Source organism: Paenibacillus sp. FSL E2-0178 (assembly GCF_038593005.1).
Classification (GTDB): domain Bacteria; phylum Bacillota; class Bacilli; order Paenibacillales; family Paenibacillaceae; genus Paenibacillus_AQ; species Paenibacillus_AQ phytohabitans.
In genome coordinates, this window is sequence record NZ_CP151953.1 from 7,912,048 (window position 1) to 7,928,638 (window position 16,591).

16 protein-coding genes are annotated in these 16,591 nt (G+C 51.7%); 12 read left to right on the forward strand and 4 right to left on the reverse strand.

The genetic code is table 11. The features are described 5' to 3' along the window. Positions 1-38 precede the first annotated feature (38 nt). The gene (locus tag MHI42_RS34075) at positions 39-1,091 is read left to right on the forward strand and encodes an ABC transporter substrate-binding protein (RefSeq protein WP_342422046.1); all 1,053 of its coding nucleotides are present in this window, start codon (positions 39-41) and stop codon (positions 1,089-1,091) included. Next, the gene (locus MHI42_RS34080; RefSeq protein WP_342422047.1) at positions 1,088-1,912 is read left to right on the forward strand and encodes an alpha/beta hydrolase-fold protein; all 825 of its coding nucleotides are present in this window, start codon (positions 1,088-1,090) and stop codon (positions 1,910-1,912) included. Before MHI42_RS34075 ends, MHI42_RS34080 begins: the two co-directional genes overlap by 4 nt. An 87-nt stretch (positions 1,913-1,999) precedes the next feature. Here the strand turns inward: MHI42_RS34080 and MHI42_RS34085 are convergent, their stop codons facing one another. Both MHI42_RS34085 and MHI42_RS34090 read right to left on the reverse strand, forming a co-directional pair. Next, positions 2,000-2,755, reverse strand: a complete 756-nt coding sequence (locus MHI42_RS34085; RefSeq protein WP_171716248.1) for a PIG-L deacetylase family protein — start codon at positions 2,753-2,755, stop codon at positions 2,000-2,002. Positions 2,756-2,798: 43 nt separating this feature from the next. Then, positions 2,799-4,136: a glycoside-pentoside-hexuronide (GPH):cation symporter gene (locus MHI42_RS34090; protein ID WP_342422048.1), complete on the reverse strand. Its 1,338-nt coding sequence runs from the start codon at positions 4,134-4,136 to the stop codon at positions 2,799-2,801. 319 nt (positions 4,137-4,455) lie between these two features. Here MHI42_RS34090 and MHI42_RS34095 point away from each other — a divergent pair, with 319 nt between their 5' ends. The 4 genes from MHI42_RS34095 to MHI42_RS34110 all read left to right on the forward strand — a co-directional run bounded on the left by MHI42_RS34095 (position 4,456) and on the right by MHI42_RS34110 (position 8,760). Further along, a complete protein-coding gene (locus tag MHI42_RS34095; RefSeq protein WP_342422049.1) occupies positions 4,456-6,045 on the forward strand; it encodes a methyl-accepting chemotaxis protein in 1,590 nt (529 codons plus the stop codon). Positions 6,046-6,068: 23 nt separating this feature from the next. Beyond that, positions 6,069-6,494 carry a chemotaxis protein CheW gene (locus MHI42_RS34100; protein ID WP_042138421.1) on the forward strand — a complete coding sequence of 142 codons (426 nt, stop codon included), beginning with the start codon at positions 6,069-6,071 and terminating at the stop codon, positions 6,492-6,494. Positions 6,495-6,509: 15 nt separating this feature from the next. After that, the gene (locus MHI42_RS34105) at positions 6,510-8,507 is read left to right on the forward strand and encodes a chemotaxis protein CheA (protein WP_342422050.1); all 1,998 of its coding nucleotides are present in this window, start codon (positions 6,510-6,512) and stop codon (positions 8,505-8,507) included. A 79-nt stretch (positions 8,508-8,586) separates the two neighbouring features. Continuing rightward, on the forward strand, positions 8,587-8,760 hold the full coding sequence (locus MHI42_RS34110) for a hypothetical protein (protein WP_171716245.1): 174 nt from the start codon (positions 8,587-8,589) through the stop codon (positions 8,758-8,760). 84 nt (positions 8,761-8,844) lie between these two features. Here MHI42_RS34110 and MHI42_RS34115 read toward each other — a convergent pair whose 3' ends face one another. Then, the gene (locus MHI42_RS34115; protein ID WP_042138419.1) at positions 8,845-9,213 is read right to left on the reverse strand and encodes a hypothetical protein; all 369 of its coding nucleotides are present in this window, start codon (positions 9,211-9,213) and stop codon (positions 8,845-8,847) included. 232 nt (positions 9,214-9,445) lie between these two features. Here MHI42_RS34115 and MHI42_RS34120 point away from each other — a divergent pair, with 232 nt between their 5' ends. The 6 genes from MHI42_RS34120 to MHI42_RS34145 all read left to right on the forward strand — a co-directional run bounded on the left by MHI42_RS34120 (position 9,446) and on the right by MHI42_RS34145 (position 15,614). Next, positions 9,446-10,204 (forward strand): CPBP family intramembrane glutamic endopeptidase, encoded by a 759-nt coding sequence (locus MHI42_RS34120; protein WP_342422051.1) that lies wholly within the window; start codon positions 9,446-9,448, stop codon positions 10,202-10,204. A 927-nt stretch (positions 10,205-11,131) separates the two neighbouring features. Beyond that, positions 11,132-12,631 (forward strand): spore germination protein, encoded by a 1,500-nt coding sequence (locus MHI42_RS34125; protein ID WP_171716243.1) that lies wholly within the window; start codon positions 11,132-11,134, stop codon positions 12,629-12,631. Beyond that, a complete protein-coding gene (locus MHI42_RS34130) occupies positions 12,631-13,836 on the forward strand; it encodes a Ger(x)C family spore germination protein (protein ID WP_342422052.1) in 1,206 nt (401 codons plus the stop codon). The genes MHI42_RS34125 and MHI42_RS34130 overlap by 1 nt, the downstream gene beginning before the upstream one ends. After that, complete coding sequence (locus MHI42_RS34135; protein WP_171716241.1) at positions 13,833-14,057, forward strand: hypothetical protein; 225 nt, start codon at positions 13,833-13,835, stop codon at positions 14,055-14,057. The genes MHI42_RS34130 and MHI42_RS34135 overlap by 4 nt, the downstream gene beginning before the upstream one ends. A 38-nt stretch (positions 14,058-14,095) precedes the next feature. After that, positions 14,096-15,175: an endospore germination permease gene (locus MHI42_RS34140; protein ID WP_342422053.1), complete on the forward strand. Its 1,080-nt coding sequence runs from the start codon at positions 14,096-14,098 to the stop codon at positions 15,173-15,175. Then, on the forward strand, positions 15,156-15,614 hold the full coding sequence (locus MHI42_RS34145) for a methyltransferase domain-containing protein (protein WP_342424854.1): 459 nt from the start codon (positions 15,156-15,158) through the stop codon (positions 15,612-15,614). Before MHI42_RS34140 ends, MHI42_RS34145 begins: the two co-directional genes overlap by 20 nt. Here MHI42_RS34145 and MHI42_RS34150 read toward each other — a convergent pair. Beyond that, positions 15,592-16,548, reverse strand: coding sequence for a serine hydrolase (locus tag MHI42_RS34150; RefSeq protein WP_342422054.1), 957 nt, complete (start codon positions 16,546-16,548; stop codon positions 15,592-15,594). The two genes, MHI42_RS34145 and MHI42_RS34150, sit on opposite strands and share 23 nt — an antisense overlap. Between the last annotated feature and the right edge of the window lie 43 nt (positions 16,549-16,591).

The following is a 16,591-nucleotide window of genomic DNA, read 5'->3' on the forward strand; positions in this document are numbered from 1 at the left end:
TAGTAATGAGAATGATTATCACTAGGGGGAGATAAAACATGCAAGATCATAAGGTCAATTCAGCCAAGAGAAGGAAGTCAGGAATCCCGGCGCTGTTATCGCTAATCTTCGTGATTATGCTGCTGGCGGGCTGTGGCAACAATTCGGCGGCTGACAGCGGGGCCGGGAATGAAGCCGCTCAGACAAACACCGCAGAAGCGACACCGTCAACGTCTCCTGAAGTGGAGCCGGCAGTGGCTGAAGCTGCAGAGGCAACCAGCTATCCGTTAGTGGTTCAGGACGAACTGGGACATGAGGTTACATTAAACACTGCTCCAACGAAAGTGTTTGCCCCATATATGGAAGACTCTCTGGTAGTGCTCGGCGTCAAGCCGGTGGGACAGTGGTCCAATAAAGGCCAGGGACAGCAGTATCTTCAGGATCAGCTTGCCGGGGTTCCGCTTGTTGATTTCACCAGCGGCTTGCCTTCGCCGGAGGTTGTCATGGCGATGCAGCCTGATCTCATTGTGCTGCATAACTCCTACTATGCGGAGAATGGTGTCTATGAGCAATACTCCAAAATTGCCCCGACCTATGTCTTCCAGCAGGCGGCAGGTGACCTGGACAGCTCCGTAACGATACTGGGTGATCTCCTCGGCAAGCAGGAGGAAGCGGCTAAAGGCCTTGCAGATTACCGCAAAAAGGTAGAGGAGGCCAAGACAACCCTGGCTCCGCATATCCAAGACAAAAAGGCGTTGATTATCCGGTTCAATTCGCGGGGGATGTTCCTGATGGGCGGTGTTTACGGCGGGTTTGTACTGGCGGAAGAGCTGGGAATTACCAAGAGCGATCTTGTTGCTACAGAGAACAGTGTAGAGCTGTCGCTTGAGGTTTTGCCGCAGATCGATGCCGATTACATCTTCCTGGCCAACGATACAGCCAACACCGGTGAGTCCTTCTATAAGGAACTGACAGAGAGCGCTCTCTGGAAAAGCATCCCTGCCGTCCAGGCCGGCAAGGTCTATGATGTGGATGACCGATACTGGCTGGGCGGCGGTATCGTTGCCTTCAGCAATGTCATTGACGATGTTCTGGAGATCCTCGCGCCATGACTATGACGAATGAACGGAGCTACCCGCATCTTGGCTGCGAGGAACATGTCATTTATGCCGGGGTAAGACGCCAGGAGTACCGGATTCTGATCTCGCATCCAACCGGAGAAGCCCCGCCGGAGGGGTATCCGGTCATTTACGCACTGGATGGACATGCCGTATTCCATACCCTGGCCGAATCTGCACGTCTGCAGACCCGCAAACCGCATGGTTATGATCCGGTGGTAGTGGTGGGGATCGGCTATCCTTCCGGTGAGCCCTTCGATATGAAGCGCCGCTGCTATGATTTCACCATGCCGGCTGAGGAGCAGCAGCTGCCCAAGCGGCCGGATGGCAGCCAGTGGCCGGAGAGCGGCGGGGCAGACGAATTCCTCGATCTGCTGCAGCTGGAGATTATACCGATGATAGCCAGCCTGTTCCGGGTAGACACACAACGTCAGGCGCTGTTCGGCCACTCCCTCGGCGGTTTACTTGTACTGCACGCACTGTTCACGCGTCCGGAGCTGGTAACCCATTATACGGCTGGCAGTCCTTCAGTATGGTGGAATGATTATGCCCTGCTGGCTGAACTGGAGCAGTTCTTGGCAGCATATCCTGCTAAGGCTCTGCAGCGTAAGCTGCTCATTACGATCGGTGCCGACGAGCTGGAGCATATGGTCGAGGATGCCGGGAAGCTTCCCGGAAGGCTGGTATCTCTGGCGGAGCATGGCCTGCAGACGAGTCTTAATGAATTCGCCGGGGAGAGCCATGTCAGCGTACTGCCTGCGGCGCTGAGCCGTCTGCTGAGATTTGCCTTGGAGAAGGATGAGATCCTGGAATAAGCCTATAGTTCATAGATTCCACGTAAAGAAGAGCAGCAAATCTCCCGTTAAGGTGAGAAGTGCTGCTCTTCTAGATGTTAATACACTTTAGATCAGCCGGGCATCCACGAAGCAGTGCAGATGCAGCGGGGACAGCACCTTCAGGCCTTCACCAAGCTCGAAGTCTTTGCCTTCAGCGAGCTGGCGGCCTTTTTCACGGAAATAGATCCGGTACATCGCCAGAGTCTCCTCACTGAATTGGCTGCTGTGCAGGGCTAAGGCTGCGAACTTCCGCTCGAAGTGGTCTGTAATGTCGATCACCGTATTAGGCTCCGAGGTGAAATAGAAACCAATCGCCTTCGGCTGCCAGGGGCGGGTGCTTGTCCCTCGGGGATACAGCGGAAGTCCGGACGACAGGAAGGCCTGGGCTGCGGCTCTGCCGGTAACGATATGATCATAATGTGCCTCATAGCTCAGCCACGGATCAGGACAGAGGATAACATCCGGCTGCACGGTGCGGATGATCCCGGCAATCTCTTCTGCCAGCGCCGGAATATGCTCCAGGGTGCCGTCGCCGTGGGCCAGCTGATGGAACACCGTAGCACCCAGCGACCGCCCTGCGGCCTCCAGCTCACGTGCGCGGACGGCTGCAATCTCGGCAGAAGACAAATGCTCGTCCAACGCACCAAGATCCCCGTTCGTCACAGTCAAATAATGAATCTCGCAGCCCCGCTCCGCCAAAGAGGCGATTGTCCCACCGATGCCCACCTCATTATCATCCGGGTGCGGCTGTACGCATAATATTCTGCGGCAGTCTGTCAGATCGGGAGGGGACATCAGTGCTGCCATTGTGGATATATCCATGTTCATGATCACTCCTTATATCAGATAAATGCTTTTGTCCCTTCTATACGGACCGGGTATTCTCCAAATCACTCAGCGTCTGCAGCCGCTGCTTGTCACTGATATTGTAGAACAGAATCGGCAGAATTGCGGCCAGGAAACAGAGGGCGGGCAGGAGAAACATCACGAAGCTGAGCCCCTGCTGGAGCCTTGGAGTCGACGGCTGATTCTCAACATAGCTGAGCAGGCCCAGACTTGCACCGATAATGAGCCGTGACAATGCCCCGCTGAATTTAGTGACAAAGGTGTTCGTGGAGAACACAATCCCCTCGCCCCGGAAGCCCAGCTTCCACTCCGAATAATCAATGGTATCCAGCAGCATGGACGTGCTCACAATGGTTGTCATGCCCGAGAAGAAGAAGCTGACCGCGAAGAACACCAGTGTGGTCATAACATTGTGGTCACCGAGAACGTAAGGCAGGATGCAGGACAAGCTCCCCAGTATGCAGGAGAGGATGAATACCTTCTTCTTGGAGAAGCGGCGCAAAAGCGGCGGCGTAGCCGTCATGCCCAGCAGCATGCCTACAACAAGGCTAATCCCGACCTGGGTTGCATAACCGGCATCTCCCCAGACATAGACCACATAATACAGCTGGATGCTCTGCCGGATGCCGTTGACCAGGTTGATAATCAGCAGCGAGGCAAGCAGGGTGAGCAGCGGTTTGTTTTTATACACCGTTTGCAGATTTTGCCGGAACGAGATCTTCCCGGGTGAAGGGGCGACCCTTTCCCTGGTAAGAATTCCGGTCAGCAAAATAGATAACGCAGCAATGATTCCTATAATAATTGCAGAATACAGATAAGCTTGCGTGCTCCGTTCACCGCCGAAGGCCAGCAGCAGCTGGATACCGCCGACTGTGATCACGACCGCACCGAGGGTACCGCCGATTTTGCCTAAAGTGACGAACAAGGTCCGTTCACCCGGATCTGTAGAGATGACGGACGACAAGGCCCAAAGCGGCGTATCACAGACCGTATACAGCATACCCCAGAGCAGATACGATACGGTGGCGATCACCAGCGTCGTCGTAGAGGAGCCGCCGAAGTCCCAGAAGCAGACGATGGTTGCCAGTGCAATCAGGAAGGGGGCGAACAGTAGATAAGGCCTGAATTTGCCCCACCTGGAGCGTGTTTTGTCAGTAATCATGCCCATCAGCGGATCAAGGCAAGCATCGAAGATGCTCGCCACTACCAGAATGACACTGGCAGTAGTAGCCGGAATGCCCAGCAGATCCGTGTAGAAGAACAGAATATACATCGACATGAAGCTGTACAGCATATTCTGGCCCAGCAAGCCGCCGGAGAACACCATTTTCTCAGCCAAAGGTACTTTTGTTGTCAATGGGCAGTCCTCATTTCGTTGTGTATATGTAGGGATTGTACCATTTGCTAATTATGTTTATTTATAACTTTTTTTGATGTTCTGTCAAGCTGAATATGGCTAACGCAGCCGGCTGGATAACCGTTACATATAGACAATGTGGAAGCGCATTACAGGAAAATAATTAAAAAATTATTAATGCAAAATAATTATATTAACTATTTAACGAAAAATGTCGAAATATAGCTGATGTGTCCGGCTGATGGGAGAGTGTTATGGGAGAATACAACAGGATTACGGCAGGATGGACACTAAGAAGTTAACCACAGGGGGAAATCACATGAAATGGTTCGGAAACATGAAGACAGCAACAAAAATTATCTCAGCTTTTTTGGTTGTTTCTTTAATTCTGGCGGGACTCGGAGCATATTCGATCTTCACACTTCGCAGCAGCAATCAGAATATGAAAGAAATGTACAACAATAACCTGATCTCAGTGAGAGACTTATCCGCCGCTGAAATCAGTTATCAGGTCAACCGGGTATATACACGGGATATGAGCAACACAACAGATGCGGCAAAAATTGCAGATTATCAGGAAAAGATTGCGTCATCCCGGCAGGATATTGCCGAGATGGTGGACAATTACCGGCCGCTGGCGACTACCGCCAAAGAGGTGGAGCTGCTAAGCGCTTTTGACAAGGAGTATGAGATTTACCAAAAGCTTTTTGATGAGGCGCTCATTCTGGCAGAGCAGGATGACCCGGCTGAATTTAATACATTCCTGACTACACAGTTATCTGTACAGGGAGAGAAGGTGCTAGGCAACCTGGACGGGCTGATCGAAATTAACGTGCAGCTGGCCGAGGAAGCAAACCGCCACTCGCAGTCGGCCTATTCTTCCTCGCTGGTACTTACCATTATAGTTATCGTGGCTGCGGTTATCATCAGCGTTCTTATAGGTTACCTGATCGCCAGATCCATCTCCAAACCGCTTATGCAGATGCTGCGGCTGGCCTCAGAGGTGGCGAACGGTGATCTGACCCAGCAATCCGATATTTCCACCAAGGACGAAGTTGGCCAGCTGGCTGCTGCCCTGAACCGGATGGTTCATAACCTGAAGGACCTGATCAACGGGATTGTTATGAATTCACAGAGTGTAGCTGCGTCTTCCGAGCAAATCTCGGCAAGTACCCAGGAAATCGCCGGCACCAGCACGAACCAGTCTGCGGCGGCAACGAACATTACCGAACTGTTCAAGGAGCTGTCGCTGGCGATTGATTCCGTAGCCTCCAGTGCTGAGGAAGCGGCGGAGCTGTCAAATGAGACGGTGCGCACGGCCCGGGAAGGCGGATATGTGGTTGAGACCTCGCTGCAGGGGATGCAGACCGTCAATCACCAGATGAAACAGCTCGAAGAAGATTCCGGCAAAATCGGAGATATCATCGAAGTGATTGATGATATTGCCGAGCAGACCAATCTGCTGGCCTTGAATGCGGCGATTGAAGCTGCTCGCGCCGGAGAGCAGGGCCGCGGCTTCGCAGTGGTGGCGGATGAGGTCCGCAAGCTTGCCGAGCGCAGCAGTGATGCCACGAAGGAAATCACGAAGATCATCAAGGCCATGCAGGAGAATACGAAGCAAAGCGTCCGGGCAGTAGCGGAAAGCGTTGAGCAGTCTTCGATGACCAGCCAGGCCTTTGAACAGATTATCAGTATGGTTAATACTTCTTCACTCAAAGTGAATGAAATTGCTGCCGCCTGTGAAGAGGAATCCGCCCAGGCAGCCGAAGTGATGAGCTCGGTCCAGTCCATTGCCGCCTCCAGCGAGGAATCCGCAGCGGCTTCAGAGGAAACGGCAGCTACCTGCCAGGCGCTGGCCCTGTTATCCGAGGATTTAGCCCAGTCCGCTGCCGCATTCAAGACTCATTAATTCTACAGACTGAAGGTGAAGCCATGTCATCCTTACAGAAGGAACAGTATATCGAGCTTGCTGTAGGAGCCGAAACCTGTGCGATCCGTATCGAAGAAATTCATGAAATAATCAAAATGCTCAGCATTACAGATATCCCGTTCACCCGGAATGAAGTGAAGGGTGTGGTCAATCTGCGCGGTAAAGTGGTCTGCGTGATGAGCCTGCGCAATTTGCTGGGGATGGCGGATGAGCCGTACACCCGGAATACAAGAATTATTGTGGTCAACTACCGGGAGGAATTCGTGGGCCTCATTGTGGATAAGGTCAATAAAGTGACTACTTATGCGGAGATCCACCCTCCGGCGGGCGGGCATAACCGCAGCCGCGAAGCGGTCTTCCACGGGATTGGCCAACGGGATGACCAGCTGATTGGCATTCTCAAGCTCGAGGAAATATTGGGCGGTTAGGAAGGGGAACAAGTAATGATGATGGAACTGTCTGCCTACCGCGATATTTTCATAGAAGAGCTGAATGAGCAATTGGAGCGGATCGACCAATCCCTGCTCACACTGGAGCATGCTCCGGCACCAGAGCTGGTCCAGACGATATTCCGCGCAGCCCATACGATTAAGGGCTCAGCCTCAACCATGGGCTTCCGTGAAATGAGCGATCTGACGCATGAGGTTGAATATGCCCTTGAATGGGTCCGGGAGAGGAAACCGGAGATTACCGCAAAGCTGATTGATACGCTCTTCCGGGCGCTTGACGCCATGAAGCTGCTGCGCACGCAATATATCAGCGGCGGGGATTACGCCGACTGCAGCGCCGTCGTTGCGGAGATCAAGGCATTGATTAATCAGCCGGCTGAACCACAGCCGGTCCGGTTGCCCGTCTTAAGTCCGGCGGAGATGCTCCTGGCCGAAGAAGCCGTGGCTGCCGGGTACTCGCTGCTGACCCTCGCGGTAACGCTCAAAGAGGAGTGCCTGATGAAGGCGGCACGGTATTATATGCTGCTGCAGCGTATGGAAGATGTATGCGGAAAGGTCATTGCTGTCGCGCTGCCGGCAGCGGCGGCCGCCGGAGCAGACGACGAAGACTCGCGTTACAGCCGGTTTGCTGTAGTGGCTGCTGCCGGCAAAGAAATTCAGCAGATATCAGAACAGCTGGCGGGTGATTCAGATGTCCAGAGTATTGTCATCACTCCCTTTGTGCCCGGTCCGGCAACGGTTACTGGCGCAGCGGCAGCGGTTGAACCGTCACTGGCGGGGCCTCCGTCTTCCCCGAACAAGGAACAACGGGGGAACAGCGCCCAGCCGACGGTCCGGGTCAGTGTGGAACGTCTGGACCATCTGATGAATCTGGTTGGCGAGCTGCTGATCGAGCAGACCTCTCTAGCCGATCTGAGCGCAGCCGGCCAGCGGAATGATCCGGCTAAGGTATTGCCGGGTATAGGCGGAGTGTCGGATCATATGGGGACTATTATTAAAGAGCTGCAGGAAGGTGTAATGAAGACCCGGATGCTGCCGATGGATCAATTGTTCAACCGTTTTCCGCGCCTGGTGCGGGATCTCGCCCACAAGCTGGGGAAGGAGATTGAACTCGTGATCCGGGGCGGCGAGACCGAGCTCGACCGGATGATTATCGAAGAGCTGAGTGATCCGTTGATCCATTTGATCCGCAACAGCACCGATCACGGGATTGAAAGCCCGGAAGTCCGGGCAGAGCGGGGGAAATCTCCCAAGGGTATGATTACGCTCACCTCCTTCCACGAGGAGAATCAGGTGGTTATCCGTCTGGAGGACGACGGGCAGGGCATAGATGCTGCCAGAATCAAAGCTTCTGCACTTAGCAAAGGCATCATCACTGAAGAACAGGCCGGGTTCTTAACCGCTCAAGAAGCCATCCACCTGATCTTTGAGCCCGGCTTCTCAACGGCTGCCGAAGTAAGTGAGGTATCGGGCCGGGGGGTGGGGATGGATATCGTACGCAGCCAGATTGGACGGCTTAACGGTATCATTGATATTGAAACGGTACCAGGCCAAGGGACTGTGTTCATTATCCGTCTGCCGCTTACACTCGCCATCATTAAGGGGCTGCTGGTGAATGTATCCGGCCGGGTGCTGATCCTTCCCATGTATAATGTAGCGGAAATAGTGCGGATCTCCCCCGAAGACATTCAGATCGTTCAAGGCGAACAGGCGATTATCAACCACGGGCGGATTGTGCCGCTCTCCTGGCTTAGAGACAAGCTGCATTACCCGCGAACCGAGCGCAGCTCCAAGACCATCCCGCTGGTAATTGTCCGGTCTGTGGACCGGATCGCCGCCTTTGCCGTTGATGAGATCATTGGTAATCAGGAAGTGGTCATTAAGTCGCTGGGTGCGTATTTGGGGACGATGAATCATCTCTCCGGGGCAACAATTCTGGGGAACGGGCGGGTTGCACTGATTCTGGATGCCTCCTATCTGGTCAGCCATTAATTTCATTGCTGCAGGTTTTGTATAGAACACGCAGGAGTTGTGAAAAATATGGAAAGACGTACCAGAAAGGGGTGGAGAGTTGGATATTACGCTGGCTTCAGATGAAGTAATCAGTCGGATCAAGCAGCTTCAGTCTGGTGGAGGTACCGTAAACAAGAAGCAGGTCAAGCAGCAGGATCCGGAGTTAATGCGCAGTGCGCTGCATTATTTTCCGAGCTGGGAACATGCCGTGAAGAACGCCGGATTGCTGTAATTGAATCAGATACACAAAAAACCGGAAGATCCGCAGCACACTGCGATTCTTCCGGTTTTTTGCGTGCCGCAAGCAGAAATAGGGTTACTTCTTGTGCGGAACAGCCTTGGGGCTCTTGATCTGCAGCTCGATGGCCTGCTGGTTCAGCTGCAGCTCATCCATATAAGCGTTGACCTTCATCCGCAGCTTGTGCAGCATTTCGATATGCATATCATGAATACGGTCTTCAATACAGAATGCCGAGCAAGCCAGATATCCATCTGTGTAGGATTTGGTGTCGTCCACTACCGTATTCAATTTTTCTTTGTAAATCCGCTTTACAGGGCCGCTTTCGGGTTTGATCTCATAGTAGCGGTTCGTTTCTGTCAGCAGTCTCCAATGACTGGCTTCGACATCATATTCATCCTTCTCCAGCTGCACGGTTACTTTAAAGATTTTAATAGGACTGTTCATGTTGAGCGAAACCTCCTGCAACCCCCATACTTATGTTCAATTCTCACTATAGGACTCAGAGATTATAGCATGCGTCAGCCGTATTTCCCACTGGAATATTAGGTAAAGTGATGGACTGAAGCCTGATAACCGCAGTGAAAATTGTAGTATATTTCCAAGCGATCGTTTACAATAAATCCATTATTGTCCTTGAATGGCAATGATGAAACCAACTACATAAAGGAGCTAACAAATGAAGAACACCGCTGCAAAAGGACATCCGGTTATATTCTCGCTGATGCTTGGGGTTGTCCTGACCCTGCTCGTATCCGTAGCATCCGCAGTAGCTAGCATTCAGGAGTTCGGGGATATGGGAGTCCGCAATGCCCAGGCCTGCGCCTTCCTGGTTATGGCTATTATCGTTACGGTATATATGAAAAGAAAGGATTCCTCGCTGGTAAGCTTCGGCTTCCGCAAGCTTGAGGCCAAGCAGGCCAGGCCTGTGCTGTTCTACATCCCAATGCTGCTTCTTGCAGTGGCTCAGCCGCTTATGAGTGGAATCAATGTGGAGCTGACGGCGGCTGAGGTGATCAGTATCGTGATCATGACGTTGCTGGTGGGATACACGGAGGAATCAATCTTCAGAGGAATTATCAGAGATAAGCTGAAGCATAAGGGACCTGTTTTTTATATTGTTTTCTCATCTGTATTCTTTGGTGTTCTACATATGGCCAACGCGCTTGGCGGAAAAGATATCATAAGCACACTTCTCCAGGTAGCCAATGCGCTGCTGCTGGGCTTCGTCCTCGCACTGCTGATTGAGGCAGGCAACAATATTATTCCGCTGATCGGCTTCCATTTCATCTATGATGCACTGGCGATGGTCAGCAATGAGAATGTGGAGCATGAGCTTCTGCTGGTGTCCATTCTGAATATTCTCTATTTGCTATTTGGCATCTATTTGCTGATTGTGTTGAACCGCAGGAAGAACAATCACAGTCTGTCCATGTAAAAGTAGGCCGGTAAGCAGGCAGCAGTGCGGCTTTCCGGCTTTTTTTGTGGTCCCAGGAATCATTAGACAACCTGCAATGATAACGCATACATGACATGAAACCAGCAAGCAGGAGCAAATTATCCCTAAAAAGAGTAATCGTTAGGCATAGGCATTCTGCTTATAAATAGCAGGGAATTTCAGGGATTATGACGGGATATGCAGGTTTTTGAAGTTTTAAATTTTATCATTTCCGGTGTATAATGTAGACATCACCAAAGGAGCCACAGCAACAATCCACAGGTGGTAACCACAGGTGATTGCCTCATTCCTAAATTTAGCAATGAATGAAGGAAAGGAGAGAATCCCGATGTACTAGCGTTAGCGAAGCGTGCCGGAATCGGCTGCTGATGAGGAAGGTGGATGATAACATCTTCTGGCAGATCGTGGGTATGCGGGAACCCAAGAGCAAATCTTTGAAGATGAACCAAAGCTATTCATTCAAGCAAGAGTAATCTTGCGGAAGAAAGAGCGTGATTCCGTTGAAAAAGGTTAGCGAAGCGTACTAAGACGATTCTTCACAGCAGGAAAAACGTCCGTGAAAACGTTTTTCGTGAAATCGTGTACGCGGGAATCCACCCCATATGCAGGACATGGAGCAACACTCCGAAGAGGAGCGAACGGGCAACACGGTAACATGAAATTTGAACAATCACCATGTCAGGGATATGGCTTTGTTAGCAGGAGGAAATGATTGAAGTGAATACAGGAATTAACACATAAATCCCCGTGCCTCAAGTAATCAGGCAGCGGGGATTTATGCGTATATACATAAGCTACTCCATTTCGCCAGTGCGGCTGAAATGGAGTTTTTTGTTTAGAAATAAACCCTGTTAGGCAACACTAGACTCCATAAGGAAGAGATATCAGCAGCAGGGAGACATCAGCATGAAATTCCATGATCAGGAGTCCCGTAAACCGCATGACCCCCACCTCCAGCGTCTCAGCCGTGAGGCCTTCATCAATACGGAACTGATCTGCCATAGATTAGGCGCCAGCTCAGATGTCAGCGTGCGGTCCATTCGTCTGGACTGGAGCAGCCTGGAGAGGGAATGTGTAATTCAATTAATATTTCTGGATGGTATGGTGAACAGTCAAGTGCTGCAGGAATCGATTATTCCGGCCATTCAGTCAGCTCCGCCCGTCCCGGAGGGATACAGCCTGCCCCGGTACTTCAGCGATCAGATCCTGACCGCAGGGCAGGTTAGAATCACCGGGGATATGACAGGTGCGGTTAAAGATATTTTGTCCGGTTGCCTGCTCATGCTCATTGACGGTTATGATGAAGCGCTCGCTCTTGCCATTCAGGGATATGAGAAACGAAGCATCGGAGAAACCAAAACAGAGACCGTAATCCGGGGACCGCAGGAGGCTTTCACGGATGACCTCCGGACCAATATTACCATGATCCGCAGAAAAATGAAGGATGAGCGGCTTAGAATTGTTACCCGCTCCGTGGGGCAAGTCACTCAAACCGATGTCTCCATATTGTACATAGAAGGTCTGGCAGATGAGCCGGTCCTGGATAGAATAGCGGAGATGTTCGATGAGATCGGACTGAAAATGGTACTCGAAGGCGAATATATCGAGGAATATCTGCAGGGAAACAAATACACCGTATTTCCTACCATTCTTAACACGGAAAGGCCGGACAGCATTACCGCAGGGCTGGCTGAAGGAAGAGTAGCTATTATAGTTGACGGAACCCCGTTTGCAATGATTGTTCCTTCCCTGTTTATAGATTTTATCCAGTCTGCGGAGGACAGCTATCAGCCTTATCTATTTTCCAGTCTGGTTCGGGTCCTGCGCCTTGCCGCTGTAATCATCAGTGTTTTTGCTCCCGGTCTATACATCGCCATCACAACCTTCCATCAGGATCTGCTGCCCACACGGCTGCTGCTGAGTATCATGTTTCAGCGCGAGGGGGTACCGTTTCCGGCCTTTGTTGAAGCAACTCTGATGGAGATCACTTTCGAAATTATACGGGAAGCGGGAATCCGCATGCCCCGCAACATCGGCCAGGCTGTATCCATTGTGGGGACGCTGATCGTAGGACAGGCTGCGGTGGATGCCGGCATTGTCTCGGCAGGGATGGTTATTGTAGTTGCGATTACCGGGATATCAAGCTTTGTCATTCCCGCCTACAATATGTCTATTTCCATCCGGATGATCCGTTTCCTGTTTATGGGTGCGGCTGCTTCCTTCGGCATTTACGGGATAACCGTCGGATTCCTCATTCTTGTCGTGCATTTATGCAGCCTGCAGTCTGTGGGAATCCCTTATATGCGCCCCTATGCCCCTTATCTCAGAAAAGAACAGGCAGATGGCGTCTTTCGCAGCCCCTACTGGTCAAGCCCGCGGAATAAACGCAGCAAGGATGGAGTCTAATGATGAGAAGACCGGTAATGCTGATCTGTGCGCTGGCCGTGATGGTAACGGCGCTGTCCGGCTGCTGGAGCCGTAAGGAACTGGGGGATTTGGCTGTAGCCATCGGTCTTGGCATTGACCGGACGGACAAGGGGTACCGGGTAACAGTGCAGATTGTCGCACCCAGTCTGGCCGCTGCCAGCAGCGGAGGCAGCGGAGGTCCTCCAGCCCTTGTGGTTGATACTGAAGCAGCTACGATTATGGAGGCTTTACGCAAATTAACGACCAAGCTGCCGCGTAAAATTTATTTATCGCATTTAAGCATGCTTTTACTCGATGAAGCTATGGCTAAAGACGGAATCCGTAAACCGCTCGATTTCCTGTTCAGGGATCATGAAGTACGGCCGGACTTTGATGTTGCCATCGTCCGGGACGGCAGTGCCTACGATGCCTTGTCTATTATGACTCCTCTTGAACGTCTCCCGGCCAGGGATCTGTATGATTCTCTGAACGGTTCCCAGAAGAATTGGGCACCCACCTCCGCAGTGCGTCTGCTTGACCTGATGAAGTGGTTTGATCTGGACGGGCAGGAGGCGGTGTTAACCGGTCTTCATCTGGTAGGCAACCTGGAAAAGGGCAAAACCAAAGAAAATGTGGAATCTATCAACAGTCCGCTGAAATTCGAGTACCGGGGCATCGGGGTGATGAAGGATGATGTGCTGCTCGGCTGGCTGAATGAGAATGACAGCAAAGCCTATAACTATGTGACCGGAAAAGTAAAATCCACGGTGGGCAAGGTAGATTGTCCGGATAAAGCGGGGACTTTTGTGATGGAGGTCCTGCAAGCTAAATCCAGGATTATCCCTAAGCTTCATAATGGACAACCCTCTGCCACGGTTAAGATAACGATTGAAGCCAATATTGCAGAGGTGGAATGCAGTCTCGATTTGAACAACCGTGAAGTACTGGACATGATGAAGACACAGGCTGCGAAACGCACACAGGAACTGATTGCCGGCGGTATCCGCAAAGTGCAGAGCGATTTTGGTGTGGATATTTTCGGCTTCGGCACTAAGTTTCATAAGAAGTATCCCGCGTATTGGGCCAGCAAGCATAATCAATGGAATGAGGAATTTAGCAAGATGGATGTGAAGGTGGTTATGGATTATACCATTAAGGGCAGAGGAAGGATCGTGAATCCTCCATTGAAGGAAGAGGAGCCATGAGTGTTTTTCTGATCTCAGCTAATGTGCTGTTGTGGGCATGGCAGATCCGCCGGTTCCGGGGGAAGCGGGCAAATGTCCGGGATAAAGTGATTGTCTACAGCCTGTATGCTATCGCACTCGGATTAGGTATTATGTTAGCGGAGAACTGGATCATCCCGGATTTACTAAGGCCGTTCATTAGCTTGCTTGGGCAAGTGAACCGGTTATTCGGAACTGGCTGACCCAGGGAATCTGACTGCAAAGAGGAGGGGAAGAGCAGATGAGCTCCCGCCAGTTGACTATGCTGTTAGCGCTGCATTATTGGGGGAGTGCGCTTCTCGGGCTTCCCTCGATGATGATCGGTTTGTCGGGAAAAGACGCCTGGGCTCCCATCCTGCTCGGCATGCTGTTTCAAATGCTGATCATCCCGTTATTTGTAGCCATATACAGTCAAATGAACGGCGACACCATGGGGCAATACTTAGTACGTACTTTGGGCAAAACAGCCGGAAAAACCATGCTGGCGTTATACCTGTTTTTTGTGCCTTTTCTGATCTTTATTTTGACGCTCCGCAGTTTAGGTGACTTTACCAGCAATGATCTGTTTATAGAAACGCCGCCATCGGCGATTTACGCGCTGATCCTGTTCGCACTGGTGTACTGCCTGTACAAAGGGTTTAACGCGGTGTGCAGATCCACGGAGATTACCTTTCCCATTGCTTTGGTACTGCTGGTAATGCTGCTGCTCTCACTTATATATGGGGCGGACTGGAGCAACTTTCTGCCTGTGTTTGAGAAGGGTGTTCATCCTGTTGTTGAAGGTACAATAAATTTCATGGCTTATCCCAACAGTGAGGTTGCGTTAAGTCTGTTCCTGGTCCCATTGATGAAGAATAAACAAGCTTATCAAAAGGCACTGATCCACAGCACGTGGATTACCGGCATCACCTTAGTATTACTTACGGCACTAATTATCATGGTGCTCGGAGAAAGTCTTCCTCCAAATATGCCTTATGTAAGCCAGTTTGCGGCCAAAACGGTCACCATCGGCGGATTCTATGAGCGGAGTGAAACCGTGGTTACGGTGATCTGGTTTATCGTTATCTTTTACCGCCTGATTCTTACCCTCTATATCGCTGCTCACGGCTGTGCGGAGTTATTCGGGCTTAAGCAGCATACCGGACTCCTGATACCACTGGCCCTGGCCAGTATTCCGCTGGCGATGAATGTCTGGGATAATCCTTCCGTGATTGCCGAGCTTAATGAAGTCTGGTATCTGAACGTATTCTTCTTTAACCTCCTGTGCCCGCTCTTGTGGTATACTGCCCATAAATTAAGGAATAGAGTTAAATCTAGCTAAGCAGGCCCACCACTTCCCGGAGGTTCAGACTTTCATCTCCGAAGCTTACCGGGTGCTGAAGCCGGGCGGAAGACTCCAGCTGATCGATAATGTTGTGCCGGAGGACGAAGCGCTGGGCAGATTCTATAATGAGGTGGAGAAGCTGAGAGATCCCAGTCATGTCCGTGCCCTGCCCAAATCGGAATGGATTCAGAGGCTGGAGCATTCCGGCTTCCGTCTGGAAGCATTAATATGCTTGGCCAAGCCGTTTGAATTTGCCTCCTGGTGTGAACGGGCCGGTCTTACGCAACTGGAGCGGGAACGCGTAGAAGCCGCCTTCCGGCAGGCACCGCAGGCAAGCCGGGATTTCTTCAGCATACGTGAAGAAGGCGGGAAGCTGATTGGTTTCACCGGAGAGGCAGCTTATTTGGAGGCTGCTAAAGTCCGCTTGGATTCATAAGCTGCGGTACAATATACTCGCGGAAGACCTCTGGCGGAGGGTTGTTTTTGCCGCGTCTGTTATCCTGGGTCACCACGGCAACGGCCTGAAGCTCCGGAAGTACATACACATATTGCCCGGCGTACCCGCGTGCATAATAATAATCCACAGCAGCAGACCCCCCGGTTCTTGTATCACCCGTTATTGAATCTGTCCACCAGTGCCAGCCGTATCCGCCATGGCGGGGCGGTTCAGCCGGCAGAGCCGGCTGCGCCGAACATGCGACCCGTTCGCCGGATATAATCTGCGAATTCTCCCATACTCCCTGCTGCAGATAGAGCTGTCCGAATTTCAGCAGGTCGGCGGGCCTCAGCTTCAGCCCGTAGCCGCCCGTATGGATGCCTTGGGGATCTGTCTCCCACTCATACTCCGTAATTCCGAGAGGTCCGAAGAGATATTGCTCGGCGAATCTTGCTGTGCTCATTCCTGAAGCCTGCACCACAATAGACGACAGCAGTTGCGAGATCCCCGAGTTATACTCCATCCGGGTTCCCGGTTCATCCGCGAGCGGCTGCTCCAGTACATAGTTCACCCAATGGGAGGAACGGGTCATCTTGGGGAAGGAATTCGCTCCGCCGAATTCGGTCCAGCGAAAGCCGGCCGACATGGTTAACAGCTGTCCGACTGTAATTTTCGGTTTACGTGTATCAGCGTCGCGGCTGAGCTGCGGGAAGAATTCGCTGATAGAAGCCGAAGGACCGGAAAGCTGGCTTTGGTCCATCGCGATGCAGACCAGTGCGGAGAGTATGCTTTTGGTGCAGGAGTTGATCTTGGCAATCTCGGAAGAAGTGCGCTGATCTCTATAATGTTCAAAGATCAGACGGCCCTGCTGCTGGATCAGACAGCTCCGCAGATTCAGCGGCTTTAGGGAGTCGGAAAGTGCTGACAGGTTCATAGTTGTGTCCTTTCGTTATGTCATCCGGGCAGTCTTATATCAT